23 protein-coding genes are annotated in these 25,336 nt (G+C 69.9%); 6 read left to right on the forward strand and 17 right to left on the reverse strand.

What is annotated here, in order from left to right; all coding sequences use genetic code 11:
* Positions 1-13 precede the first annotated feature (13 nt).
* From WS78_RS02635 to WS78_RS02650, 4 genes are all read right to left on the reverse strand, one after another.
* Positions 14-247: a Fis family transcriptional regulator gene (locus WS78_RS02635; RefSeq protein ID WP_004194052.1), complete on the reverse strand. Its 234-nt coding sequence runs from the start codon at positions 245-247 to the stop codon at positions 14-16.
* Positions 244-1,308 (reverse strand): tRNA dihydrouridine synthase DusB, encoded by a 1,065-nt coding sequence (gene dusB, locus WS78_RS02640; protein ID WP_038754151.1) that lies wholly within the window; start codon positions 1,306-1,308, stop codon positions 244-246. Before dusB ends, WS78_RS02635 begins: the two co-directional genes overlap by 4 nt.
* Before the next feature lie 627 nt (positions 1,309-1,935).
* Complete coding sequence (locus WS78_RS02645; protein ID WP_038754148.1) at positions 1,936-3,129, reverse strand: UbiH/UbiF/VisC/COQ6 family ubiquinone biosynthesis hydroxylase; 1,194 nt, start codon at positions 3,127-3,129, stop codon at positions 1,936-1,938.
* 43 nt (positions 3,130-3,172) lie between these two features.
* The gene (locus WS78_RS02650; RefSeq protein WP_059583646.1) at positions 3,173-4,582 is read right to left on the reverse strand and encodes an aminopeptidase P N-terminal domain-containing protein; all 1,410 of its coding nucleotides are present in this window, start codon (positions 4,580-4,582) and stop codon (positions 3,173-3,175) included.
* 408 nt (positions 4,583-4,990) lie between these two features.
* Here WS78_RS02650 and WS78_RS02655 point away from each other — a divergent pair, with 408 nt between their 5' ends.
* Positions 4,991-5,602: a glutathione S-transferase family protein gene (locus WS78_RS02655; protein ID WP_038754142.1), complete on the forward strand. Its 612-nt coding sequence runs from the start codon at positions 4,991-4,993 to the stop codon at positions 5,600-5,602.
* Between the two features lie 365 nt (positions 5,603-5,967).
* Here WS78_RS02655 and WS78_RS02665 read toward each other — a convergent pair whose 3' ends face one another.
* The 3 genes from WS78_RS02665 to WS78_RS02675 all read right to left on the reverse strand — a co-directional run bounded on the left by WS78_RS02665 (position 5,968) and on the right by WS78_RS02675 (position 9,474).
* Complete coding sequence (locus WS78_RS02665) at positions 5,968-7,608, reverse strand: FMN-binding glutamate synthase family protein (RefSeq protein WP_038755473.1); 1,641 nt, start codon at positions 7,606-7,608, stop codon at positions 5,968-5,970.
* A 130-nt stretch (positions 7,609-7,738) separates the two neighbouring features.
* Positions 7,739-8,968 (reverse strand): tRNA 2-thiouridine(34) synthase MnmA, encoded by a 1,230-nt coding sequence (mnmA, locus tag WS78_RS02670; protein WP_059583374.1) that lies wholly within the window; start codon positions 8,966-8,968, stop codon positions 7,739-7,741.
* The gene (locus tag WS78_RS02675) at positions 8,965-9,474 is read right to left on the reverse strand and encodes an NUDIX hydrolase (RefSeq protein WP_059583377.1); all 510 of its coding nucleotides are present in this window, start codon (positions 9,472-9,474) and stop codon (positions 8,965-8,967) included. Before WS78_RS02675 ends, mnmA begins: the two co-directional genes overlap by 4 nt.
* A 242-nt stretch (positions 9,475-9,716) precedes the next feature.
* Here WS78_RS02675 and WS78_RS02680 point away from each other — a divergent pair, with 242 nt between their 5' ends.
* From WS78_RS02680 to WS78_RS02690, 3 genes are read left to right on the forward strand one after another with little or no spacing between them, the layout of a single operon-like run.
* Positions 9,717-10,856, forward strand: a complete 1,140-nt coding sequence (locus WS78_RS02680; RefSeq protein WP_038755479.1) for a Re/Si-specific NAD(P)(+) transhydrogenase subunit alpha — start codon at positions 9,717-9,719, stop codon at positions 10,854-10,856.
* A 12-nt stretch (positions 10,857-10,868) separates the two neighbouring features.
* Positions 10,869-11,198 carry an NAD(P) transhydrogenase subunit alpha gene (locus WS78_RS02685; RefSeq protein ID WP_038755481.1) on the forward strand — a complete coding sequence of 110 codons (330 nt, stop codon included), beginning with the start codon at positions 10,869-10,871 and terminating at the stop codon, positions 11,196-11,198.
* Positions 11,195-12,649 carry an NAD(P)(+) transhydrogenase (Re/Si-specific) subunit beta gene (locus WS78_RS02690; RefSeq protein ID WP_038755482.1) on the forward strand — a complete coding sequence of 485 codons (1,455 nt, stop codon included), beginning with the start codon at positions 11,195-11,197 and terminating at the stop codon, positions 12,647-12,649. Before WS78_RS02685 ends, WS78_RS02690 begins: the two co-directional genes overlap by 4 nt.
* Positions 12,650-12,987: 338 nt before the next feature.
* Here WS78_RS02690 and WS78_RS02695 read toward each other — a convergent pair whose 3' ends face one another.
* Entirely contained in the window at positions 12,988-13,674 is a 687-nt protein-coding gene (locus tag WS78_RS02695; RefSeq protein WP_059583380.1) for a helix-turn-helix transcriptional regulator, read from the reverse strand.
* A gap of 93 nt (positions 13,675-13,767) precedes the next feature.
* On the opposite strand from WS78_RS02695, the gene WS78_RS36915 reads away from it, so the two are divergent.
* A complete protein-coding gene (locus WS78_RS36915; RefSeq protein WP_059583383.1) occupies positions 13,768-14,358 on the forward strand; it encodes a hypothetical protein in 591 nt (196 codons plus the stop codon).
* Here WS78_RS36915 and WS78_RS02710 read toward each other — a convergent pair.
* Both WS78_RS02710 and WS78_RS02715 read right to left on the reverse strand, forming a co-directional pair.
* Complete coding sequence (locus tag WS78_RS02710) at positions 14,345-14,737, reverse strand: VOC family protein (RefSeq protein ID WP_038755488.1); 393 nt, start codon at positions 14,735-14,737, stop codon at positions 14,345-14,347. The two genes, WS78_RS36915 and WS78_RS02710, sit on opposite strands and share 14 nt — an antisense overlap.
* A gap of 135 nt (positions 14,738-14,872) precedes the next feature.
* Positions 14,873-15,202, reverse strand: a complete 330-nt coding sequence (locus tag WS78_RS02715) for a hypothetical protein (protein ID WP_059608745.1) — start codon at positions 15,200-15,202, stop codon at positions 14,873-14,875.
* A gap of 136 nt (positions 15,203-15,338) precedes the next feature.
* Between WS78_RS02715 and WS78_RS02720 the strand changes: the two genes are divergently transcribed.
* Entirely contained in the window at positions 15,339-16,028 is a 690-nt protein-coding gene (locus WS78_RS02720; RefSeq protein ID WP_226377193.1) for an SRPBCC family protein, read from the forward strand.
* Between the two features lie 464 nt (positions 16,029-16,492).
* On the opposite strand, the gene WS78_RS02725 is transcribed toward WS78_RS02720, so the two are convergent.
* The 7 genes from WS78_RS02725 to WS78_RS02755 all read right to left on the reverse strand — a co-directional run bounded on the left by WS78_RS02725 (position 16,493) and on the right by WS78_RS02755 (position 25,133).
* On the reverse strand, positions 16,493-17,797 hold the full coding sequence (locus WS78_RS02725; protein ID WP_059583388.1) for a THUMP domain-containing class I SAM-dependent RNA methyltransferase: 1,305 nt from the start codon (positions 17,795-17,797) through the stop codon (positions 16,493-16,495).
* Between the two features lie 353 nt (positions 17,798-18,150).
* On the reverse strand, positions 18,151-20,262 hold the full coding sequence (locus WS78_RS02730; RefSeq protein WP_038744354.1) for a site-specific recombinase: 2,112 nt from the start codon (positions 20,260-20,262) through the stop codon (positions 18,151-18,153).
* A 701-nt stretch (positions 20,263-20,963) separates the two neighbouring features.
* Positions 20,964-21,146: a hypothetical protein gene (locus WS78_RS36920; RefSeq protein ID WP_059583389.1), complete on the reverse strand. Its 183-nt coding sequence runs from the start codon at positions 21,144-21,146 to the stop codon at positions 20,964-20,966.
* A 205-nt stretch (positions 21,147-21,351) separates the two neighbouring features.
* Positions 21,352-22,146, reverse strand: a complete 795-nt coding sequence (locus WS78_RS02740) for a PqiC family protein (RefSeq protein WP_059583392.1) — start codon at positions 22,144-22,146, stop codon at positions 21,352-21,354.
* Entirely contained in the window at positions 22,143-23,798 is a 1,656-nt protein-coding gene (locus WS78_RS02745; RefSeq protein ID WP_059583394.1) for a PqiB family protein, read from the reverse strand. Before WS78_RS02745 ends, WS78_RS02740 begins: the two co-directional genes overlap by 4 nt.
* Positions 23,791-24,453 (reverse strand): paraquat-inducible protein A, encoded by a 663-nt coding sequence (locus tag WS78_RS02750; protein WP_059583396.1) that lies wholly within the window; start codon positions 24,451-24,453, stop codon positions 23,791-23,793. The genes WS78_RS02745 and WS78_RS02750 overlap by 8 nt, the downstream gene beginning before the upstream one ends.
* Entirely contained in the window at positions 24,450-25,133 is a 684-nt protein-coding gene (locus WS78_RS02755) for a paraquat-inducible protein A (protein WP_038753272.1), read from the reverse strand. The genes WS78_RS02750 and WS78_RS02755 overlap by 4 nt, the downstream gene beginning before the upstream one ends.
* Between the last annotated feature and the right edge of the window lie 203 nt (positions 25,134-25,336).

Genomic DNA, 25,336 nt, shown 5'->3' on the forward strand with positions numbered 1-25,336 from the left:
ACGGTTCGGCCGCCTACAGCAGGCCGTGCTGCTGCAGCTTCTTGCGCAGCGTGTTGCGATTGATGCCGAGGTACTCCGCGGCGAGCGACTGGTTGCCGCCCGCCTGTTCGAGCACGACTTCGAGCATAGGCTTTTCGACGCACGACATCACCATTTCATAGACGTCGTGCGGATTGGAGCCGTCGAGATCCCGGAAGTAGCCATCCAGGCTGTCGCGGACGCATTGTTCGATGTTGTGCTTGCTCATGCTGCTAACTGGTTAGAATCGCCCGGCTCGCCGCAGCCGCCGTCTTCGTCGTCGACATAGACGAGGCGGTCGGACAGCGCCTGTTGCGCGTCGAAGAATTCGTTGACGGCGGCAAGCTGCTCGCGGGTGGTTTCGAGCGTGTTCATCCGGTGCCGGAACCCGTTGGCGCCGGAAAGGCCGCGAGTGTACCAGCCGATGTGCTTGCGTGCAGTACGGACTCCCGTGAATTCGCCGTAAAACGTGTAGTGATCCTCGAGGTGCTCGTTCATCACCTGGCGGATTTCGTCGATGCGCGGCGGCGGCAGGAGCTCGCCGCTTTGCAGGAAATGATCGATTTCGCGGAAGAGCCATGGCCTTCCTTGCGCGGCGCGGCCGATCATCAGCGCGTCGGCGCCCGTCGCGTCGAGCACCGCCTTCGCCTTTTGCGGCGACGTAATGTCGCCGTTCGCGACGACCGGAATGCGCACGGCGGCCTTCACGGCCGCGATCGTGTCGTATTCGGCGTCGCCGCGGTACAGGTCGGCGCGGGTTCTGCCGTGCACGGTCAGCATCGAGATGCCGGCCGCCTCGGCGAGCTTCGCGATCGTGATGGCGTTCTTGTGCTCGCGGTCCCAGCCGGTGCGGATCTTCAGCGTGACGGGCACGGCGTCGGGCCCCGCGCCGACCGCGCCGACGACGGCCTCGACGATCCGCTGCACGAGCGGCTCGTTCTGCAGGAGCGCCGAGCCGGCGGCGACGTTGCAGACCTTCTTCGCCGGGCAGCCCATGTTGATGTCGATGATCTGCGCGCCGTTCGCGACGTTGTGACGCGCGGCCTCGGCCATCATCGCCGGATCGGCGCCCGCGATCTGCACCGCGATCGGCTCGACTTCGCCCGCGTGGTTCGCGCGGCGCATCGTCTTCTCGCTCTTCCAGAGCTGCGCGTTCGACGCGACCATCTCGGACACGGCGTAGCCCGCGCCGAGCCGCTTGCACAGCTGGCGGAACGGCCGGTCCGTGACGCCCGCCATCGGGGCGACGAACAGGTTGTTGCGCAGAACGTGAGAGCCTAGGACGGGCATCGCAATGGGAGCGCCCGCGCGGGGCGCGGGCGGGGCGTCGGGAAAAGGGAAAACGCGCATTTTACCGTAACCGCCGGTGCCGCCGAATTAGGCAACTGTCGGCAATCGTTAAATCGTCGATGAATCTTGCGTGAAGGTGGGATGACGCATCGTGCGCGCCTGCGAAGCGGTGTAGCTGCGATGCGGCGGGAAATGGGCCGCGAGCTCGCGAAGCCGGTTGGCGTCGGCTTCGGTGACGGCGCTCGCGCGCTCGCGTTTCTCGTGCGTCTCGGTGCGCAAGGCGGCGGCGCGGCGAGAGGCGGCCGGGATGGGCGTCGACGCGGAAAGCGTGCGTGCGGCATGAGAGGCTCGATGCCGGCCCCGTCGCGCGATTGCGTCGGAAAAACGCCGGTCGCGGCTTGACCGAATCGCTCGGCGAAGAAACCGTTGCCCGGATCGCACGACGCGCGGCTCGCGGGCATCGCTCGAGATGACTCGAGCGAACATGGCCGCAACGGCGCGCGGCCTGCTTTTCGATTTCGATTCGATCGGCCGGGCCGCCGGCTGCCGACATTCAGCCTTCGGCGACCGAACGCCGCGCGCCGGCGATGACCGACGATCGCGTGCCGACGGCCGCGCCCGTGCGCGTCAGCGCCGCTGTCCGAACATCATCTGCCGCGCGATCGCCGTCTTGAGCGGCGGCACGAATTCGAGCGCGGTGAGCGCCGCGCCGCGCAGCACCGCGAGCGGGCGCGACTCGATGGTGAACAGGCGGGCGAGCGTATCGGTCGCGCCGATCGTGAAGCGTCTGTCGAGCGCGCGGCGCGCGTTGAACGTCGCGAGCGCGAGCGGCGTCGCGCCGTGCTCGGACAACGTCTCGGCGAGCGTGTGCGCGTCGCGCAGCCCGAGGTTCAGCCCTTGGCCCGCGACCGGGTGCAGCGTCTGCGCGGCGTTGCCGACGATCGCGACCCGGCCGTCGACGAGCGTATCGGCCGCGGCGAGCCCGAGCGGGAACGCCGCGCGTCCGGCGATCCGCGTGAAGTGTCCCATCCGCGTGCCGAACGTCGCGCCGAGTTCCTGCAGGAACGCGTCGTCGGGCAATTCGCTGCGCCGCCGCGCGACGTCGGGCGCGCAGCACCAGACGAGCGCGTAATCCGCCTGTTGCGGGCCGCCGAGCGGCAGCAGCGCGAGCGGGCCTTCGCCGGTGAAGCGCTCCCAGGCGACGCGCGGTCGCGGCGCCGACACCGTGACGGTGCCGACGAGCGCCGTCTGTCCATAGTCGCGATTTTTCGCGCTCTCGGTCAGCTTGCGCTTGCCGTCGTCGAAGAGGCCGCCTTCCGCGTTCACGAGCACGCGCGCGCGCAGCGCGCGCGCGCCTTGCGGCGTGTCGAGCGTGACGGTCACGCCGTCGGCGTCCTGCGCCGGCGAATGCGCGGATGTCGACGTGAACCAGTGCGCGGGCGTGCCGCGCACTGCGCGCGCGAGCGCCTGCACGATCGAGCCGTAGCGCACGACGTAGCCGAGCGCGGCGAGATCGTGCTCGTCGCGATCGATCAGCGTGCGGCCGAAATGGCCGCGCTGCGAGACGTGGATGTGCTCGATCGGCGTCGCGTCGCCCGGCCAGCCGAGCGTATCGAGCAGCATCCGGCTGCCTTGCGACACGGCGATCGCGCGCGGATCGTTCGCGCTCGCGTCGGGATCGCGCGCGTCGACGAGCGCGACCGACAGCGCGCGGGTCGCGCTGCGCCGCGCGAGCCAGCCGGCGAGCGCAAGCCCGACCGGCCCGGCGCCGACGATCGCGATATCGAAGTCGAAAGCGGGCGAGGGGGCGGCGGTCGTCATCGTTCTTGAATCGTGGGTCTCGATAGGAAAGCGCGCGGGCGGGTCATGGCTGCGGGCGGGCGCTTTGCGTCTGCGCGTCGCGCATCAACGCCTCGATCTCGTCGGCGGCCGCCGGCACGTCGCGCGTGATCAGCTCGCACCCCGTCGGCGTGACGAACGCGTCGTCCTCGATCCGGATGCCGATGTCCCAGAACGCCTGCGGCACGTCGTCGGCCGGGCGCACGTAGAGGCCCGGCTCGATCGTGAGCGCCATGCCCGCGTGCAGCACGCGCGACGGCAGCGCGCCGTCGTCGTCGCGCGGCGCGCCGCGCTCGCGGTAGTCGCCGCAGTCGTGCACGTCCATCCCGAGCCAATGGCCCGTGCGGTGCATGTAGAAGCGCGTGTACGCACGCTCGGCGATCACGTCGTCGACGCTCGCGAAGCGCGCCTTCGGCACGAGCCCGGTGTCGAGCATGCCCTGCGCGAGCACGCGCACCGCGGCGTCGTGCGGCGCGTCGAACGACGTGCCCGCGCGCGTCGCCGCGATCGCCGCTTCCTGCGCGGCGAGCACGATGTCGTAGAGCGCACGCTGCGGGCCCGAGAAGCGGCCGTTCGCCGGGAACGTGCGGGTGATGTCGGATGCGTAGCCGTCGAGCTCGCAGGCGGCGTCGATCAGGATCAGGTCGCCGTCCTTGACGATCGTGTTGCCGGCCGGATAGTGGAGCACGCACGCGTTCGCGCCCGTCGCGACGATCGAGCCGTAGGCGGGCGATTGCGCGCCGTGGCGGCGAAACGTGTAGAGCAGCTCGGCCTCGAGTTCGTATTCGCGCACCCCGGGACGGCACGCGGCCATCGCGCGGCGGTGCGCGAGCGCGGAAATCTCGGCCGCGCGGCGCATGATCGCCTGCTCGTGCGGATCTTTCACGAGGCGCATGTCGTCGAGGAGCGGCTCGAGATCGAATGCGGCGCCGGGCGCGGCGACGCCAGCGCGGGCGCGCGCGCGCACCGCGTCGAGCCAGCCGTTCAGGCGGCCGTCGAATTCGGCCGACGCGCCGAAGCGGTAGTGGAGCGCGTGCGCATCGGCGAGAAGGCGCGGCATCTCGGCGTCGAGCGCGTCGTACGGGAACGCGGCGTCGAAGCCGAACGCGTCGCGCGCGGCTTCGGGGCCGAAATGGAACCCTTCCCAGATCTCGCGCTCGGGATTCTTCGCGCGGCAGAAGAGGATCGCGCGGGGCGCGTCGCCTGCCGCCGACGCGTCGAGGACGAGCAGCGCGTCGGGCTCGGAGAAGCCCGTCAGGTAGTGGAAGTAGCTGTCGTGCCGGTACGGATAATCGCTGTCGCGATTGCGGGGCACTTCCGGCGCGGTCGGCACGATGGCGACGCCGCCGCCTTGCGCGCGCAGCTTGGCCAGCACGCGGTCGCGGCGCTGGCGGTGGACGTCGAGGGCGATGGCGGGTTCGGTCGGCTGATTCATCACGCGATTGTAGCGCCGTCGCGCGGGTCGCGCGCGCGACGGGGCGAGGCGGCCGTGCGGACGCCGCGGGGCGGCTCGACCCGCCGCGCCCGTGCGCGCATGAAACCGCGCGCGCAACAGCGCACGCGAAAGCACACACAAAGCGCGCCGCGCGCGACGCGAAGCCGCGCTGCCCGTCGAGCGCGGCCGGCGTGTCGGCGCGGGACGTCGGCGCGAATCCGCGACCCGGCCCGCGCGGCCGCGGCCGCGGCCGAAGCAAAGCCGGCCGCCGCCTTGCCGGCCCGCGCGGCGGGCGTCATTGTTGCAAACCATCCACAGGCCGGACGGCCGATTATCAACGCAGACGCAACGGCCGGTTATGATCGGCGACAACGTATACTCTCGGGCGGTATTCCCGACAGAAGACAGATGATGAAATTAATCGGTTCGCTCAGCAGCCCGTTCGTCCGCAAGGCGCGAATCGTGCTCGCTGAAAAGAAGATCGACTACAAGCTGGAGCTCGAAAACGTCTGGGCGCCGGACACCGACATCCATGCGTCGAACCCGCTCGGCAAGGTGCCGTGCCTCGTGATGGAAGACGGCGCCGCCGTGTTCGATTCGCGCGTGATCTGCGAATACGTCGACACGCTTTCGCCCGTCGGCAAGCTGATTCCGCCGTCCGGACGCGAGCGCGTCGAGGTGCGGTGCTGGGAGGCGCTCGGCGACGGCGTGCTCGACGCGGCGGTCGCGATCCGCATCGAGCACGTGCAGCGCGAGCCGCATCAGCGCAGCGACGCGTGGATCGCGCGCCAGCAGCGCAAGATCGACGACGGCCTCGTCGCGATGTCGCAGGGCCTCGCCGGCAAGACGTGGTGCGTCGGCAATCACTACACGCTCGCCGACATCGCGCTCGGCTGCGCGCTCGGCTACCTCGAATTCCGGATGCCGGAGATCAACTGGCGCGAGCGCCATTCGAATCTCGACAAGCATTTCGCGAAGCTCGCGCAGCGCCAGACGTTCGTCGACACGGTTCCGCAGTGACGCGTCGCCGCACGCGGCGATGACGAAAAAACGCCCCGGATGGGGCGTTTTCGTTTGATGCATCGAGTGTTCGCGGGGCGAAGCTGCGTCGCGCGAGCCGGCTGACGGCGCGGCGTTTCGGAACGCGGCTCGCGATCGCGCCGTTCAACGGCTGTAGGCGGTTGCATCGGCTGTGGATCGTCGCATCATATTTGCCCGCACCGCCGCACCGCCGCACCGCCGCACCGCCGCACCGCCGCACCGCCGCACCGCCGCACCGCCGCACCGCCGCACCGCCGCACCGCCGCACCGCCGCACCGCCGCACCGCGACGATTCGCACGACCGCTTCGCCGCGCGCGCCGTCGCGACGCTTCGCGCGATGCGGCTACGCGCGCGCCGGCGCGCGCTTGTCGACGCGCGCGTATACGGCCTCGCCGGGCGAGAACGAATCGCTGCGCGCGACGGGCCACCACGTCTCGTACAGCGAGAAGCCGCAATGGCCGCCGTTCAGCAGCGCGCCCGGCTCCAGATACTTGAGCAGTTGCGACATCAGCCGCACTTCGTGCGGCGCGACGCGCTGCACGATGTGATGCGCGCGCAGCTCGGACGGGTGCGACAGCCCCGCCGCCTGCACGAGCTCCTGCAGCGCGTGCAGCGTGTTGCGATGGAAGTTGTGGACGCGCTCCGCCTTGTCCGGCACGACGAGCGCGCGCTGGCGCACCGGGTCCTGCGTCGCGACGCCCGTCGGGCAGCGGTCGGTGTGGCAGTGCTGCGCCTGGATGCAGCCGACCGCGAACATGAAGCCGCGCGCCGAGTTCACCCAGTCCGCGCCGATCGCGAGCGTGCGCGCGATATCGAACGCGGTGATGATCTTGCCGCTCGCGCCGAGCTTCACCCGCTCGCGCAGCCCGATCCCGACGAGCGTGTTGTGCACGAGGAGAAGCCCTTCCTGCAGCGGCACGCCGACGTGATCGGTGAATTCGAGGGGCGCCGCGCCGGTGCCGCCTTCCGCGCCGTCGACGACGATGAAGTCCGGCACGATGCCCGTCTCGAGCATCGCCTTCGCGATCCCGAAGAATTCCCACGGATGGCCGACGCACAGCTTGAAGCCCGTCGGCTTGCCGCCGGACAGCTCGCGCAGCCGGTCGACGAATTCGAGCAGCCCGCGCGGCGTCGAGAACGCCGAGTGCGCGGCGGGCGACACGCAATCCTTGCCCATCGGCACGCCGCGCGTCTCGGCGATCTCGGGCGTGATCTTGGCGGCGGGCAGCACGCCGCCGTGGCCGGGCTTCGCGCCTTGCGACAGCTTCACCTCGATCATCTTCACCTGCGGGGCGCGCGCCTGCTTCTCGAATGTGTCCGGATCGAACGTGCCGTCGTCGCGGCGGCAGCCGAAGTAGCCGGAGCCGATCTCCCAGATGATGTCGCCGCCATGCTCGCGGTGATATTTCGACAGCGAGCCTTCGCCCGTGTCGTGCGCGAAGCCGCCTTGCTTCGCGCCGAGATTGAGCGCGCGGATCGCGTTCGCCGACAGCGCGCCGAAGCTCATCGCCGAGATGTTGAAGATCGAGATGTCGTACGGCTGCTCGCGCGTCGCGCCCACGCGCACCCGGAAGTCGTGGCCGTCGAGCTTCGTCGGCGCGAGCGAATGGCTGATCCATTCGTGCGCGACCGCCTTCACGTCGAGCTCGGTGCCGTAGGGCCGGTTGTCGGCGACGTTCTTCGCGCGCTGGTAGACGAGGCTGCGCTGCGCGCGCGAGAACGGTTTTTCGTCGGTATCGTCCTCGACGAAGTACTGGCGGATTTCGGGGCGGATGAATTCGAACAGGAAGCGCAGATGGCCCCAGAGCGGATAGTTGCGCAGGATCGCGTGGCGGTCCTGCTTCAGGTCGTACAGGCCGAGCGCGACGAGCGCGGCGACGGGCACGATCCACAGCCACGAGATCGTGTGCCGCGCCGCGAGCACGGCGACGGCCGCGAAGAGGGCGAGCGCGCACCACATCGCGAGATAGCGTCGAGAAAGCATGGGGACTCCATATCGTTTTTCGGATGCCGCCGCGCGTCGGCGGCAGGCGCGGCGGCGCGCGCGCACGGCGCCCGGCCGGCGCGGCGTGCCTCGCGTGCCTCGCGTGCCGCAAGTCTAAACCGATCGGGGTTCAGCGCGCTTCGGCGAGCGCGCTTGCGCGGCCCTCGGGGGCGGCGTCGGGGCGTTCCGTCGCCGCGGACTCGATGATCCCGCCGCCGACGCATACGTCGCCGTCGTACAGCACGGCCGACTGGCCGGGCGTGACGGCCCATTGCGGCTCGTCGAACGTGAGCGAGAAGCGCTCGCCGCCGGCATCGGCCGCGCCGGCAGGCGGTGCGCCGGCGCCCGGCGCGGCTCGGTCTTGCCCGGCCCGGCTTGACGCGCCTCGATCCGGCGCGGCCCGGCCGAACATGCAAGCCGCGTCGGCCTGCCGATAACGGGTTTTCGCGCCGCACCGCGCGCCGTCGGCGGGCGGCTCGCCCGCGACCCAGCTCACGTTGCCCGCGACGAGCTCGCGCGAGCGCAGCCACGGATGATCGTGGCCCTGCACGACGTAGAGCGTGTTCGACGCAATGTCCTTCGCCGCGACGAACCACGGCTCGCCGCTGCCGTCCTTGCTGCCGCCGAGCCCGATGCCCTTCCTCTGGCCGAACGTGTAGAACGCGAGGCCGATGTGCTCGCCGACCGTCTTGCCGTCGGGCGTCTTCATCGGGCCGGGTTTCGTCGGCAGATAGCGGTTCAGGAAATCGCGGAACGGGCGCTCGCCGATGAAGCAGATGCCCGTCGAATCCTTCTTCTTCGCGTTCGGCAGCCCGATCTGCGCGGCGATCTCGCGGACCTTCGTCTTCGGGATCTCGCCGAGCGGGAACATCGTTTTCGACAGTTGCGCCTGATTGAGGCGATGCAGGAAGTACGACTGGTCTTTCGTATGATCGAGCGCCTTCAGCAGCTCGAAGCGGCCGTCGCGCTCGCGCACGCGCGCGTAGTGGCCGGTCGCGATCGTTTCCGCGCCGAGCGACATCGCGTGATCGAGGAACGCCTTGAACTTGATCTCGGCGTTGCACAGCACGTCCGGGTTCGGCGTGCGGCCCGCCGAGTATTCGCGCAGGAACTCGGCGAATACCCGGTCCTTGTATTCGGCCGCGAAATTGACGGCCTCGACGTCGATGCCGATCAGGTCCGCGACCGACACGACGTCGATCCAATCCTGCCGCGTCGAGCAGTATTCGCCGTCGTCGTCGTCCTCCCAGTTCTTCATGAAGAGGCCGACGACGTCGTAGCCCTGTTCCTTCAAGAGCCACGCCGTCACCGACGAATCGACGCCGCCCGACATGCCCACCACGACTCGACGCTTCGTCATTTGCCCACCGCCTGATGATCCGGGGCCGCGCGATACGGCGCGACCGAATGCGTATGCACGAAATCGAGCGGCACGCGGCGGCCGGCGAGGTAGTCGTCGACGCAACGCATCACCGCGGGCGAGCGGTGGCGATCCTCGCAGGCGCGCAGTTCCTCGGGCGTCATCCACAGCGTGCGGACGATGCCGGCGTCGAGCGCGCGATCGGCGTGCTCGACGCCCGCGCGGCCGCAGAACGTGAAGCGCAGGTAGGTCGCGCCGGCGCTCGCCGGGCGTGCGTAGTGCGCGAGATACACGCCGACGAGCGCGTCCGGCTCGAACGGATGCGCGGTTTCCTCGAGCGTCTCGCGGATCACCGCTTCGACGAGCGTCTCGCCGGCTTCGAGGTGGCCCGCCGGCTGGTTGATGCGCAGGCCGGACGACGTTTGTTCTTCGATCACGAGAAAGCGCCCGTCGCGTTCGACGATCGCGGCGACCGTCACGTGCGGGGTCCAGATTTCGGGTTTCATAGCCGCGCATTTTACCGGTTGCGCCGCGCGGCTGCCGAATGCGCGTATAGCGCGGTTCCGACCCCGGCGCAACTGCGGGCGTTGCCGATGCGCACGGGCGCGGCCGCCGGAAAGGGGTCGCATTGATGAATCGTCACCGCTTTCGGTTAAAGTGGCGCCTGAAACAGCCGTTGCCTTCGAGCCGGTATGTCAGTCTTCCGGCTCGCCGTCGCAGTAGAACAAACGAAGAGGAGGGATCGACGATGCATATCGGAGTGCCTGCCGAAACGCGGGCGAACGAGGCGCGCGTGGCGGCGACGCCGGAGACGGTCAAGAAATACGCGGCGGCTGGCCACCGCGTCACGGTCGAGCGCGGCGCGGGCACGGCCGCGAGCTTTCCGGACGACGCGTATGCGGCGGCCGGCGCGGAGCTCGCCGATGCGGCCGCCGCGTTCGCCGCGGACATCGTGCTGAAGGTCCAGGCGCCGACCGACGCCGAGAACGGGCATCTGAAGCGAGGCTCGGTGCTGGTCGGCATGCTCGAGCCGTTCAACGCCGAGCAGGCGGCGCGCCTCGCGGCGGCGGGCGTGACGGGCTTCGCGCTCGAAGCCGCGCCGCGCACGACGCGCGCGCAGAGCCTCGACGTGCTGTCGTCGCAGGCGAACATCGCCGGCTACAAGGCGGTGCTCGTCGCCGCGACGCTGTATCCGCGCTTCTTTCCGATGCTGATGACGGCCGCGGGCACCGTGAAGGCCGCGCGGGTGCTCGTGCTCGGCGCGGGCGTCGCGGGCCTGCAGGCGATCGCGACCGCGAAGCGCCTGGGCGCCGTGATCGAGGCGTCCGACGTGCGCCCGGCGGTGAAGGAGCAGATCGAATCGCTCGGCGCGAAATTTCTCGACGTTCCTTACGAAACGCAAGAAGAGCGCGATGCCGCGCAAGGCGTCGGCGGCTACGCGCGGCCGATGCCGGCGTCGTGGCTCGGCCGGCAGGCGGCGCTCGTGCACGATCGCGCGAAGCAGGCCGACATCGTGATCACCACCGCGCTGATTCCGGGCCGCGCCGCGCCGACGCTGATCTCCGTCGAGACCGTGCAGTCGATGAAGCCGGGCTCGGTGCTCGTCGATCTCGCGGCGGGCCGCGGCCCCGAATTCGACGGCAGGAAGAGCGGCAACTGCCCGCTCACCGTCGCCGATCAGGTGATCGTGCACCAAGGGGTGACGATCGCGGGCTACACGAACCTGGCCGCGATGGTGCCCGCCGACGCGTCGTCGCTCTACGCGCGCAACCTGTTCGACTTCCTGAAGCTGATCGTCACGAAGGAAGGCGCGCTCAACATCGATCTTTCGGACGACATCGTGGCCGCGACGCTTTTGTGCCGCGACGGCGAAGTCGTGCGCAAATAACGGGAGGAGGCCATGGAGATCATCAATCACACGGTCATCAACGTGATCATCTTCGTGCTGGCGGTGTACGTCGGCTACCACGTGGTGTGGAACGTGACGCCCGCGCTGCATACGCCGCTGATGGCGGTGACGAACGCGATCTCGGCGATCGTGATCGTCGGCGCGATGCTCGCGGCCGCGCTCACGCTGGGCGGCGTCGGCAAGGTGTTCGGCACGCTCGCCGTCGCGCTCGCGGCGGTCAACGTGTTCGGCGGCTTCCTCGTGACGAGGCGCATGCTCGAGATGTTCAAGAAGAAGGAGCCGAAGCAGGCGGGCGGCAAGGCGAAGGAGGGCGCGCGATGAGCATGAACGTCGTCACGTTGCTGTACCTCGTCGCGTCGGTGTGCTTCATCCAGGCGCTCAAGGGGCTGTCGAATCCGAAGAGCGCTAGACGAGGCAATCTATTCGGAATGGTCGGGATGGCGATCGCGATCCTGACCACCGTCGCGCTGATCGCGAAGCAGGCCGCGTGGCTCGGCGCGAACCTGCCGCTCGGGCTCGGGCTCGTGTTCGGCGCGCTCGTGATCGGCGGCGCGGTGGGCTCGGTGATCGCCGCGCGCGTCGAGATGACGAAGATGCCCGAGCTCGTCGCGGCGATGCACTCGCTGATCGGTCTCGCGGCCGTGTGCATCGCGGTCGCGGTGGTCGCGGAGCCGGAGGCGTTCGGGCTCGTGCCGCAGGACGCGAGCTCGCCGAACTTCATCCCGTACGGCAACCGGATCGAGTTGTTCATCGGCACGTTCGTCGGCGCGATCACGTTCTCCGGCTCGGTGATCGCGTTCGGCAAGCTGTCGGGCAAGTACAAGTTCCGGCTGTTCCAGGGCGCGCCCGTCGTCTATCCGGGCCAGCATCTGGTGAACCTGATGCTCGCGCTCGCGATGCTCGGCTTCGGCGCTCTGTTCTTCCTCACGCAATCGTGGCTGCCGTTCGGAATCATGACGGCGATCGCGTTCGCGCTCGGCGTGCTGATCATCATTCCGATCGGCGGCGCGGACATGCCGGTCGTCGTGTCGATGCTGAACTCGTACTCGGGGTGGGCGGCGGCGGGCATCGGCTTCTCGCTGAACAACGCGATGCTGATCATCGCGGGCTCGCTCGTCGGCTCGTCGGGCGCGATCCTGTCGTACATCATGTGCCACGCGATGAACCGCTCGTTCTTCAACGTGATCCTGGGCGGCTTCGGCGGCGATGCGGGCGCGGCGTCGGCGGGCGGCGAGAAGGAACAGCGGCCGGTGAAGTCGGGCTCGGCGGAGGACGCGTCGTTCATGCTCGGCAACGCCGAATCGGTCGTGATCGTGCCGGGCTATGGCCTGGCGGTGGCGCGCGCTCAGCACGCGCTGAAGGAGCTGACCGACAAGCTCGTCGAGAAGGGCATCGACGTGCGCTACGCGATTCATCCGGTCGCGGGGCGGATGCCGGGCCACATGAACGTGCTGCTCGCGGAAGCCGAAGTGCCGTACGAGATCGTCCACGAGATGGAGGACATCAACGGCGAATTCGGGCAGGTGGACGTCGTGCTCGTGCTCGGCGCGAACGACGTCGTGAATCCGGCGGCGAAGAACGATCCGAAATCGCCGATCGCGGGGATGCCGATCATCGAGGCGTACAAGGCGCGCACGGTGATCGTCAACAAGCGGTCGATGGCGGCGGGCTACGCGGGCCTCGACAACGAGCTCTTCTACATGGACAAGACGATGATGGTCTTCGGCGACGCGAAGAAGGTGATCGAGGACATGGTGAAGTCGGTCGAGTGACGCGGCGCGCGTGCGCCCGGCCGGGCGCGCGCCGCGCGGCAGCATCGCGCCGGTCGGCGTGCGCTCCGAAAGGGGCGCGTCGATCCGGCGCTTTTCTTTTGTGTGCGGGCGCCGGCGCGGCGGCGCGGCGGCGACGCGGATCGCGCCGTGCGGCCGGCGCGCTTGGGTCGCCGCCGCTTGTGCTCTGATTCCTCCGTTTTCTTCGTTTTCAATTTCGTGCCGGGCGGGGGCGCCGCGTGAATTGCGAGTGGTGGCTCGCAACTCACAATTCGCGACTCGCGACTCGCCGCGACGCGTTTTGCGGGCATTCGAGATCGCGCGGCGCGATTGCGCCGCGTTCAGCGCACGGGCGCGTTCGCCTTGCGCAGATAGTCGGCGAGCCGCTTGCCCTCCTGATCCGGAAACGGGCCGTGCATCGCGACCTCGTTCATGCGCGCGATGTCGAACGTGCGGAAGTCCTCGCGCAGTTCGCACCACGCGCCGATCGTCCAGCGCCCGCCCCAGTACACGAGCCCGAGCGGCCACACGCGGCGCGTCGTCTGCGCGCCGAGCCGGTCGCAGTACGCGAAGCTCACGACGCGGCGGCCGTCGACCGCTTCGTGCAGCGCATCCACTTTCTCCGAGAACGCGCGGTCGATGTGAAACGACGGCGCGAACACCGCGAGCCGGTCGAGCGTCGCGCGCTTGTCGGCGGGCATCGCCGACGCGATCTTCGCGAGCGCCGAACGCGCGCCGCCCGCGAAGCGCGCGCCGCCCCACGTCTCGAGCATCCGCGCGCCCGCCGCGAGCGCGGCGAGCTCTTCCGCGGTGAACGTGAGGGGCGGCAGGCTCGCCGCGCGGTTCAGGCGGTAGCCGATCCCGGCTTCGCCTTCGATCGGCACGCCCGACAGTTGCAGATCGCGCACGTCGCGATACACGGTGCGCGGCGATACCGACAGCCAGTCGGCGAGTTGCTGCGCGGTCGTCAGGCGGCGGCCGCGCAGCAACTCGGCGATTTGGAACAGACGGTCGGCGCGGCGCGTCATCGCGAGCCTTCGAGAGTGGGAACGAGGGGGGCAATGCCGCGATGATAGCGCCGCGCGCGACGGCGGGCGCGCGCGGTTTTCGTAGGCGATCCGATGTGCGCGATCGTTGCGGCGGGCGATTGCACGTGCTTCGATGTCGGCGGCGCTACGGCCGTCATCGGGGGTGATGTCGACGTCGATGCTGATGTCGACGCTGGCGCTGACGCTGGCGCTGACGCTGGCGCTGACGCTGACGCCGCTGCCGCCAACGTCGCCAACGTCGCCAACGTCGCCAACACCGCCAACACCGCCAACACCGCCAACACCGCCAACACCGCCAACACCGCCAACACCGCCAACACCGCCAACACCGCCAACACCGCCAACACCGCCAACACCGACAACACCGACAACACCGACAACACCGACAACACCGACAACACCGACACCGCCGCCGCCGTTTCCCCAGCCGCACGCGCCGCCGTGCGGTTGGCGATTGCCGCTTCCGCCTTCGTCGCCGTTCCCGCCACCGTCTTCGGCGTCGACACCGACACCGACACCGACACCATGCCGAAGGCCATTCTCCACGCCGGCTCGCACGCTGCCGCATGCGCGCCGGCGCGGCGCGTCCCGGCTCGCGCGGCCGACGTTCTGCCCGTCGGCGCAAGCACGCAGCTCACCGGCGACGCGCTCAACTGCATTTGAGCGAATGCAGGCCGACGCGATTGCCTTCGGTGTCGACGAGATAGCCGATGTAGCCGTAGTTGTTCGGCAGCTCGATCACCGAGCCCTGCACGATGCCGCCCGCGCGCTTCGCACGCTCGAGCGCGGCCGTCACCGGGCCGTTCGCGTTCAGGTAGACGACGGTGCCGTCCGCGCCCGGCTTCAGTCGCTGCGGATCGTAGACGACCGCGCCGCCCGTGGCCGCCTCCGGATGCACGAAGACCGCGGTCGGCACGCCGCCGATCACCTCGCGCTGCAACGCCGTTTGCAGCACGGTCTCGTAGAAGCGGATCGCGCGGTCGAAATCGACTGACGGAATGTCGAACCAGGCGATCACGCGTTCGCTGTTTGCGGTAGTCATTGCAAGCTCCTTGTACGTTGATGTGCGGGGGAGTCCGCCCCGGAAACCCGCGTCGCGGCGCGACGGCTTCGCAGTGTGCGCGGAGCCTGCTGACAACGTATTGTCAGCAGCGTAACGGTGCTTGACGCGCTACTTTCAGGTCGCAAAATGAAGCCGTGCCGCCCGGCGTTCGACGACCTCGCATTCGATGCGCGCGCGGCCCACGCGCACCGTTGCCGGCGCGATTCGCCGCATACGCCGCGCGCGACGGCCGACGTGAACCGAACCCGGCGGAGGGCTCGGCGAACGGCTTGTCGAGGGGGGGGCGAGGGGCTCGTCGAAGAGCTTGCCGAAGAGCTTGCCGAAGAGCTTGCCGAAGAGCTTGCCGAAGAGCTTGCCGAAGAGCTTGCCGAAGAGCTTGCCGAAGAGCTTGCCGAAGAGCTTGCCGAAGAGCTTGCCGAAGAGCTTGCCGAAAGGGCTGGACAAAGAACTCGCCGATAGGTTCGCCATAACACCGGCGACGCGCCGCGAGGCGTCGGCAATCGACGGAGCGGCACGTGCGAGACGTGCTTCGAGGGTGTGAATACCGCGGCGATCGTGCGGGGCGCGCGGCCGCCAGAAATTGGATGACCCGAATTCCGAGCCGCTCGCCGCGCTCGCCGCGCTCGCCGCGCTCGCCGCGCTCGACGAGATCGACGAGATCGACGAGATCGACGAAACCGCCGAAACCGCCGAAACCGCCGAGCGCCGGATCGGCAAGCTCGGGCGCCGCCCGCAGGCGCTCGCCAATCCGCAACGCGGGCCCGGCGCGGCCCGCACCGATGAGGACAGGGAGACGACGATGGCTGACCCCGCTTATGTGTACGTGACATACATCGCATCGACGCCCGAGCGCGTGTTCGATGCGCTCACCAACGCGGAGCTGACGAAGGAGTACTGGTGCCGGCACCGCAACGCGTCGCCGGACTGGAAGCCCGGTTCGCGCTGGGAGCACCAGGATTACGACGATCCGCGCACGGTCGATCTCGTCGGCGACGTGATCGAGAACGATTCGCCGAGCCGGCTCGTGATCTCGTGGCGATTTCCGACCGGCAGCGAGGACACGCGCGTGACGTTCGCCGTCGAGCCGTTCATGGACGACGCGGTGCGCCTCACCGTGAAGCACGAGAATCTCGTGCCGGATTCGGACATGGACCGCGGAATCAGGATGGGCTGGCCCGTCGTGCTGTCGAGCCTGAAGACGCTGCTCGAGACGGGGCGGCCGCTCGCGATGACGGCGCGCCGTTGGCACGGTGACGTTGAAAAGAAATGACGACTGCGCGCTCGCCGCATCGACATGCGCGCCGCACGACGCACGGGGCCGGCGGGGCGATTCGAGCGCGGCCGCCGATGCGGGCCAGCGGCGCGTCGTGTCGAACCGGCCGCAGTCAACCGGCCGCGCCGGATGGGGGCCGGCGCGCGCGCGGGCGATCGCGCCTGCGGCTCGGAATCGGCGCGTTCGCCACACGGCGCAAGCTTGATGCGGACCGTTCGCGCTTCGTGCCTGACCGGCCGCGCTTATCCCGCCGTGCCCGACCGGCCGTGCCCGACCGGCGGCGCCCGACCGGCGGAGCTCAATGGTCGAGCTCAACGGCCGAGCTCAACAGGCTGTGCCCGCCCGGCCGTGTCCAACATCCGCACCGAATGATTCGGCGCGCCACGGGGCGCTCGCGTCAGCCGCTCCGGATCGCCGCTTGCGCGGCGCGGGCAATGCGCCGCCGCCGAACGCGCCGCGCGTTACTCGCCGTCGCCGTCGCCGTCGGCGGCCGCCGGGCGCTGCCGGACGCTGCCCGCGATCAGATCGAAGCGGAACAGCCGGCACTCGAGCGCGCCGTTGAAGAGCGGCGTCTTCGCCGATTCGCGCAGCCGCAGCTGGCCCGGCAGCGTGCGGTCCGAGCTCAGCATGAACGCCTGCCAGCCGGTGAAGCGCTGCTTGAGCGCGTCGCCCACCGCGCGGAAGAATTCGCCGTCGGGCGCGTCGGTGTGCGTGCGGCGGAACGCGTCGTCGCCGCCGCGGTTTCTCCCCGTCTCGCGCGCGTCGCCGCGTGGGCCGCGGCCGCGCACCTCGATCCGTTCGCCGTACGGCGGGTTCGTGACGATCACGCCTGGCGTTTCGACGGGCGGCGCCATGTTGCGCGCGTCGAGCTGCTTGAGCCACAGCGACGGCACGCCCGCGCGCTCGAGGTTCGCGCGCGTCTTCTCGAGCATGTCGCCGGAGATGTCGCTGCCGAAGACGAGCAGGTCATCGCGCTTGCCGCGCGCCGCGCGCTTCGCGTCCATCGCCGCGACCTTCAGCGCCTGCCACGCGGTGATGTCGTACTGCTTGAGCTTCTCGAAGCCGAAGCGGCGCTCGATGCCCGGCGCCACGCCGAGCGCGATCTGCGCGGCTTCCGCGACGAACGTGCCGCTGCCGCACATCGGGTCGTACAGCGGCGTGCCGGGCATCCAGCCGGTCAGGCGCAGGATGCCCGCCGCGAGGTTCTCGCGCAGCGGCGCCGCGCCCTTGTCGAGGCGCCAGCCGCGCTTGAATAGCGGCTCGCCCGACGTATCGAGGTAAAGCGTGCAGTCGCCGGCCGTCAGGAACGCGAATACGCGAACGTCCGGCTGCGCGGTGTCGACGCTCGGGCGCGCGCCCGTCTTCTCGCGCAGGCGGTCGCAGATCGCGTCCTTCACGCGCAGCGTCGCGAATTCGAGGCTCTTCAGCGGCGACTTGATCGCGGTGATGTCGACGCGCAGCGTCTGCGTCGACGCGAACCAGCGCTCCCAAGGCTGCTCGAGCGCGAGCGCGTAGACGTCCTGCTCGTTGCGGTACGGACGGTGCGCGATCTTCAGCAGCACGCGGCTCGCGATCCGCGAATGCAGGTTGGCCGCCATGCCGGCCGCCCAGCCGCCGCGGAAATGGACGCCGCCCGGCACCTGCTCGCCCGCGTCGTACGGGGCGATCGCATGGCGCGCGGCGATTTCCGCGAGCTCGGCGGCGAGCGCGGCTTCGAGCCCGCGCGGGCAGGGAGCGAAGAAGTCGAATAGGGTCGGCGAGGACATAAGGCGGGCTGGTGCGTGCAAAAGTACGCCATTGTACGCGGGGTGGGCGGGCTCGCCGCGGGCGGTTGCGCAGAGCGCCGCGCATCGGCGCAGGGTAGGCGAAATCGTGCGTGTTGGCGTATCGGGGTATCGGGGTATCGGCGCGTCGCCGTGTTCCCGTGCGGCGGGTCGACTTCCTCGACTTCGACGCACGCACCCTGTTCGTTGTCGCGATTCGCGCGCGGCGGCCGGGGCGGCGCGAGGTCGCCGCGTGCCGCCCCGGTGCCCGCGGTGCGTCGCGCGGCGCCGTCGGCGCGCTTTCCCCGCTCGGGGGGCGCCGCCGTGCCGCCGCGCCGGCCCGCTCGGCCGCCCGATCAGTGCGCGCGGGAATCGCTTGCCGCGGCGCCGCGCGGCGGCCAGACGAGGCTCGCCGGCCGCGCGAGCACGGCGCGGCCGATCGCGGCGACGAGCGCGCGCACCTTCGTCGGCCGCAGGCTGCGCGAGCGCACCGCCATCGTGAACGCGAGCGCGAAGCTCACCGCGACGTTGAGGATCGCCATGCTGAAGACGCCCGCAACCGCCCACCACAGCTCGGCCGAGCGCAGCGTTTCCTCGCCGAGCACGCCGAGCGCGACGCCGATCGAGCCTGCGGAGAGCGTCACGTGCCGCACCTCGAACGAGAACGCGAATGCGCTGACGATCGCCGGCACGAGGCCGAGCATCAGCCCGAGCCCGACGTTGGCGACCACGCCCGCCACGTTCGAGCGGCAGAAATGCGCGAGCTTCGCCGCGCCCGCGACGCCGAGCGTGATCCGCAGGCGGCGGTTGTACGCGAGCGCGTCGCCGACGCGATGCAGCACGAACCAGTTGTCGGCCCAGCCGGCAAGCAGGCTCGACGCCCACAGCAGCACGCCCGTCAGCGCCGCGTAGATCGGCGTCGGGCCGATGAGCGAGAACGACTTCAGCGTCGCGTGCGCCTTCTCCGGCGAAATCACGTTCGCGTGCAGCACGCTGCTCGCGAACATCTGCACGGCGAAGCAGACGGGCAGCACGACGAGCACGTTGCCGCAGATCGCGGCCGCCTGCGTGCGGATCAGCGCGATCACCGACGACACGAACTGCTTCACGCCTTCGTCGTGGCCGGTGCCGTCGAGCTCGCGCGCGAGCGTCGGCGCGGTCATCGCGGGCTGCTTCGTCGCGAGCGTGAAATGCAGGAAGTGCATCAGCATGAAGCTCGCCGCGTAGTTGATGCCGGCGAGCAGCCCTTCGAGCATCGATTGCAGGTGCGCGCCCGTGATCCCGAACTTGATGCAGACGGTCACGACCGTCACGAGCCCGCCGCCCGCCGCCGCCCGCAGCATCCTCAGATACTCGGCGCGGCCGCGCGAGATGTAGTGCTCGCCGGTGTCGGCGTTGGTCTCGACGAGCTTGCGCGCGAAGAGGGCGAAGTTGCTGCGCACGAGGTGCGACACGCTCTGGCTGTTTTGATTCGCGTCGACGAGCTCGGCCGTCAGGCGCGCGAGGCCGCGCAGATCGTCGCGCGCCATCCACGCATTCAGCAGCGTCTCCGCGCGCAGGATGCGCATGCGCATGCGCTCGACCTGGAACACGATGTCGACCGACACGCCGTTGCGGTACAGATGCGAGAACACGTCGTCGATCGACACGCGGCACTCGTCGAGCAGCACGCGCAGATAGTTGACTTCGTGCAGCAGCTTGCTCGGAGCGCCGCCGTCGTCGAGCGCGGCTTGCGCGGTCTCGACGGCGAGCATCGCGCGCGTGAGCCGGTAGAACGGCTGCGCTTCGAGCGGCGTGCGCGCGTCCTCGTCCGACAGGCGGCTGCGTACCGTCTGCGACAGGCCCGTCGAGCTGATCTGGCACGTGAGGTTGTGCAGCGCGGCGAGCAGGTCGCGCGAGAGCGAGCCGGGCTGGTGGCGCTCCTTGTCGGTCACGTCGAACGCGAACAGGTCGGCCAGGCGCGCGAGCAGATCGTCGGGCAGCGCGTCGATCCATTGCGCGTCGGGCGTCGACGGAAACATCAGCGTGAACAGCGCGGCGAGCTCGCGGCGGTTCGGCGCGGGCGGGATCAGCGACGAGTCGATCCGCTCGACGAGCGCGCCGAAGAAGCCCGAATGCACGGGCATTCCGGCGTCGCACAGCAGCGAGATGCCGTCGCTTTCGCGCAGCACGCCGCGCAGCACGCGCGCGACGTTCGTCTTCCACTCGGGGTTGCGATCGAGCACGTGGAGCACGTAGCGCAGCCGCGCGTGCGCGGCGAACGTGCGTTCGCCGGATTCGGCCTGCGCGGGCGCGGCGGCCAGCATCGCGCCGTCGCGGCGCAGCCAGTGCGCGAGCTCGATCAGCCATTCGGCGCGCTCCGCGTAAGGAGCGTCGGCGTCGGCCGTCGCGAGGAGCGCGTCGAGCTGATGACTCGCGCTGCGCGACGCGCGCCACTTCTTGATCAGGGTCGTCAGGGATTCGAACATAAGCGGAATATCGGGCGCCCCGAAGGGCAGGGTTCTGTCGGAATGCTGCGCAAACCGGCGGCGCGGCGCAAGGGCGGCTCGCGCGCGGCGGTTCGGTCGATCGTGCAATCGTTCTGGCGTACGTCGAATGCGCGGCGCCGCGGCTCGCGGCGCGATGACGGACCGGCACGGTCCGAGACGACGGCGGGGCGGCGCGGCAGGCGCACGTGGCCCCCGGCTCGCCGGAAGGTGCGTAGGATCGTCAATCGACGCAAAAAACGCAAGGCGACTGTCGGCGGCGCCGTCGGTTCCTCGGTCGAATCGATAAACAATGTCAAACGGACCGTCGGACCGTCGGACCGTCGGACCGTCGGGCCGTTGGGCCGTTGGGATTTCGGGCTGTCGGGATTTCGGGTTGTCCGGCCGTCGGGCCGTCACGCCGGTTGGGGCGGGCGGTCGGACCAGCGGATAGGCCGACGGGCACGGCCCCGAGGCCGGATTCGGCCCGGCAAGGGCGGGGCGCGCGTCGTGGCGGTCGGGCCGGCGGCTCGGCGACGGCAGCGGCTTGGTCGGGCGATCTGCGGCTATCGGCCGCGACCGCCGAATCCGGGTGCCGACCGGAGCGACTGCGCCGGACAGCCGGCGGTTCACGGGCGGCGGGGCTCACGCGTTACCGGAGCGGCACAAAATCGATCGATTCGGTGCAGGCCGGGCGAACCGGCTTATGCGATCATTTTTGCCGCTTCCGCCGCTTCCGCCGCTTCCGCCGCTTCCGCCGCTTCCGCCGCTTCCGCCGCTTCCGCCGCTTCCGCCGCTTCCGCCGCTTCCGCCGCTTCCGCCGCTTCCGCCACTTCCATCACTTCCGCCAGCTTCACCGCTGCCGCGATCCATTCCGGAGCGATCAAGTTGCACGACGCCGCTGCCTCGACTACCTAACCGCGAACCGCGAACCGCCTCAACCGTCAGCTGCTCGCCGCTCGCCGCTCGCCGCCCAACCGCCCAACCGCCCAACCGCCCAACCGCCCAACCGCCCAACCGCCCAACCGCCCAACCGCCCAACCGCCAAATTCCCCCCGCCGCGCCGATCCCTCCCGCCGCGCCGCGCGCGCATCACGGCGCGTCGCCGACGCGCTGCGTGTCCGCCGCAGCCGGATTTGCCGGACAGCGCGCGACCGGCGTCGCGAGCACGGACGCATCGCCCGCCGCCGTTTCCTTCGCCGCCGTCGAGGCTTTCTTCGCCGCTGCCCCGCTCGTCGCGCCGCTCGCCGTGGCCTTCGCCGCGCCGCTCGCGCGCGCCGCCGCCATTGCGCGCACGCCGGCCGCGATCTGCTCGGCGAGCGCGCCGACCGCGTCCCGGTGGCCCGCGACGAGCGCGTCGTAGCCCGGCTGCACCGGCTCGACGACGTCGGTGCGACAGGTCATCACCGCCAGGCTCGGCAGCGCGCGCACGCTCCAGACGGCCGCGAGCGCCGCATGCCGGCCCGGCCACGACTCGAAGCGCTGGACGTTCACGCTCACCCGATAGACGGGCACGCCCGCCGGATATGCGGCGTCGGCGACGTCGATCGTGTCGAGCCGCCGCGTGAGCGCCGACGACAGCGCGCGGCGGATCTCGTCGGCGGGCGGCGACGCCCAGCGCTCCTGCTCGAGCACGTCGACTTGCGCGGCGTTCCGCTGCACGACGAACTGATTTTTCGCGACCTGTTCCGGCACGCCGACGGACGGCACCTGGATCAGGAACGCGGGATTCGCGCTGACGGTTTGTGCGGCGCCGGCCGCCGCCGCGGCGTCGAGCGTGTAGAAGCGCGCGGGCGGCGACGACGAGCAGGCCGCGAGCGTGGCCGCCGCCGCGGCCACCGCCGCGGCGCGCGCGAAACGCGCCGGTCGGAGCGAGCGTGCGGTCATTTCTGATCTCCTGGTTTGCCTTTCAGCAGCGATTCGGGGTGCCGTTCGAGGTAGTCGGCGAGCGCGTTGAGCGACTGCAGCGTGCGCGTGAGCTCCTTCAGCGCGCCGCGCACGTCCGATTGCAGCGGCGAATCCTGCTGCAGCGTCGCTTCCGCGGTCGCGAAGGTCTGCTTCGCGGCCGACAGCGTGTCGCGCGCCTCGGGCGCGACTTCGGTGTCGAGCCGCTTGAACAGCTTGTCCGCGTTCGCGAGCGCGCTGTTCAGGTTCGCGCCGATCTGGTCGAACGGCACCTTGTCGAGCTTCTTCGCGATGTCGGCGACTTGCAGCTGCAGCTCGTCGAGCGTGTTCGGCACGGTCGGCAGCTCCACGGGCAGGCGGTCAAGATCGATCTTCACGGGCTGCGCCTTCGGGAAGAAATCGAGCGCGACGTAGAGCTGGCTCGTCAGCAGGTTGCCCGTGCGCAGCTGGCCGCGCAGCCCGTGCTGGACGAGCCGCGACAGCACCTCGCGCCGCGCCGCGTCGCCCTTGTCCTGCGCCGCCTCGCGGAACTTCCGGCCGAGCCGGTCGGGGAACACGTTCATCGTCACCGGCATCGTGAAGTTCTTCGTCTTCGGGTCGTAGTCGATGCCGATGTTCGTCACCTGGCCGAGCACGATGCCGCGGAAGTCGACGGGCGCGCCGACGGACAGCCCGCGCAGCGACTGGTTGAAGTTCATCACGACCTGCACCGGCTCGCCGTCCGGCTCGCGCATCGCGTCGGTCTCGTCGGCGCCCAAGCGGAACGTCATGTTGTTCGGCGCGGGCGAGCCGGCCGACTGGTTCGGCGGCGACTGGAACGCGATGCCGCCGAGGATCACCGTCGCGAGCGACTGCGTGTTCAGCTTGAAGCCGCTCGAGTCGAGCCGCAGGTCGACGCCGCTCGCCTGCCACCAGCGCGAATTCAGGCCGACGTACTGATCGTAAGGCGCGGTGACGAACACGCGGAACGTGACGCCCGTGCCGTCCTTGTCGAGCGAGAAGCCGACCACCTGGCCGACCTGCACGCGCCGGTAGTAGATCGGCGAGCCGATGTCGATCGAGCCGAGCGAATCGCCGCGCAGCACGTACTGCGTGCCTTTCTGGTCGCCGGTGACGGCGGGCGGCGTCTCGAGCCCGGTGAACGACTCCTCGGTCTCGTCCGAGCGGCCCGCGTCGACGCCGATGTACGCGCCCGACAGCAGCGTGCCGAGGCCCGACACGCCGGTCGCGCCGACCCGCGGCCGCACGACCCAGAAGCGCGAGCCCTTCACCGCGAAGTTCTCGGCCTCCTTCTTCAGCTGCACTTCGACGAGCACGTGCGACAGATCCTTCGACAGCTTGATCGTCTTGACCATGCCGATCTCGACGTCCTTGTATTTGACCTGTGTCTTGCCGGGCTCGAGGCCCTCGGCGCTCTTGAAGCTGAGCGTGACCTCCGGCCCGCGCTCGAGCACCGATTTGACGACGAGCCCGATGCCGATCAGCGCGGCGACGAGCGGCACGAGCCACACGAGCGACGGCAGCCAGCCGGAGCGCCGCGTGATCACGGGCTCGGGGAGGACGGGCGGCTCGCCGCCGGGCGGGGTGGGAGGGGCCGCGTTCGGGTCGTGCTGCGGGCCTTGCGGTCTATTCATGAGGATTCCCTGAGTTTTCTACGTTGTCCCAGATGAGGCGCGGGTCGAATTGCATCGACGCGAGCATCGTCAGGATCACGACGGAGCCGAACGCGAGCGCGCCGGGGCCCGCCGTGATTACCGCGAGCGAGCGGAAATGGACGAGCGCGACGGTGAGCGTGACGACGAAGATGTCGAGCATCGACCAGCGGCCGATCCGCTCGACGATCCGGTAGAGCTTGGTGCGCTGCATCGGCCGCCACGCGGAGCGGCGCTGCGCGGTGACGACGAGGATCGTGAGCACGCCGAGCTTCAACATCGGCACGAGAATGCTCGCGACGAACACGACGACGGCGAGCGGCCATTCGCCGGACACCCAGAAATACACGACGCCGCTCATGATCGTGTCCTCCTGCGAGCCGACGATCGACGCCGTGCGCATGATCGGCAGCAGGTTCGCCGGGATGTAGAGGATCGCGGCGGCGAGGAGGAGCGCCCAGGTGCGCGCGATGCTGTCCGGTATGCGCAGGTGCAGCGCGGCGCCGCAGCGCGCGCAGTGCTCGGGCGTTTCGTGCGAGCCGAGCGAATCCGGCGACGGGCGGGTGAGCTTCTGCACGTGGCCGCATGCGTGGCAGCTCGCCATGCCGGCCCGCGCGGCGGTGACGATCTCGCTCATCGCGCGCGCGCCTTGCCGGCTTGGCTGGCCGCGCCGGACGCAGCGGCGGTGTCGGCCGCGTCACGCGGCGCGCGCTCGCACAGCGAATCGGCGATGTCCCACAGCGTGCGCGGATCGAACATCACGACGACGGCGAGCATCAGCGTGAGCGCCGCGAACGCGAAGAGCGCGGCCTCGGGAATCACGCGCGCGAGGCTCACCATCTTGACGATCGTGACGAGGATGCCGAGCATGAACACTTCGATCATCCCCCACGGCCGCACGAGCTGGATCGCGCGCAGCACGCGGTTGAAGCCGGGCGGGATCGCGCCCGCGCGCAGCGGGATCAGCACGTAAAGGAGCGCCGACAGCTCGACGAGCGGGAACAGCAGCGTCGAGCAGAACACCATCACCGCGACGAGCGGCATCCCCTGATTCCACATCGCCTCGAGCGCGCCGAAGAGCGTCGTCTGCACGCGCATGCCGTTCACGTCCATTTCGAGGATCGGGAAGCCCTGCGCGATCAGGAAGGTGATGAGCGCGCCCGCCGTGAGCGCGCAGATGCGGTCGATCTGCGCCGAGCCGCTCCGGTAGAGCAGCGCGTCGCAGCGCGGACAGCGGGCGATGTCTTTGCCGCTAAGCGGCGGTTTGTGCAACAGTGCGTCGCATTCGTGACAGGCAATCAGGGCGTTTCTATCCATATGGAAGGGCGGTTGCGCGGCGTCGCGGCGCCGCGTTCACAGGGCCGGAACCCGCGCCAATCTTATCAAAAGGCGGTTTTTGCGGTGTCAAGTACCGGCGCCCGGCCGCCGGCGCCGTCGGGCCGGCCGACCGGCGCGCCCGGCCGGGGCGGCGATTTCGGGATTCTGCCATTCGCGGGCGGTTGCGGTAGCATGGCGGCCGT

This window comes from Burkholderia savannae (genome assembly GCF_001524445.2).
Classification (GTDB): domain Bacteria; phylum Pseudomonadota; class Gammaproteobacteria; order Burkholderiales; family Burkholderiaceae; genus Burkholderia; species Burkholderia savannae.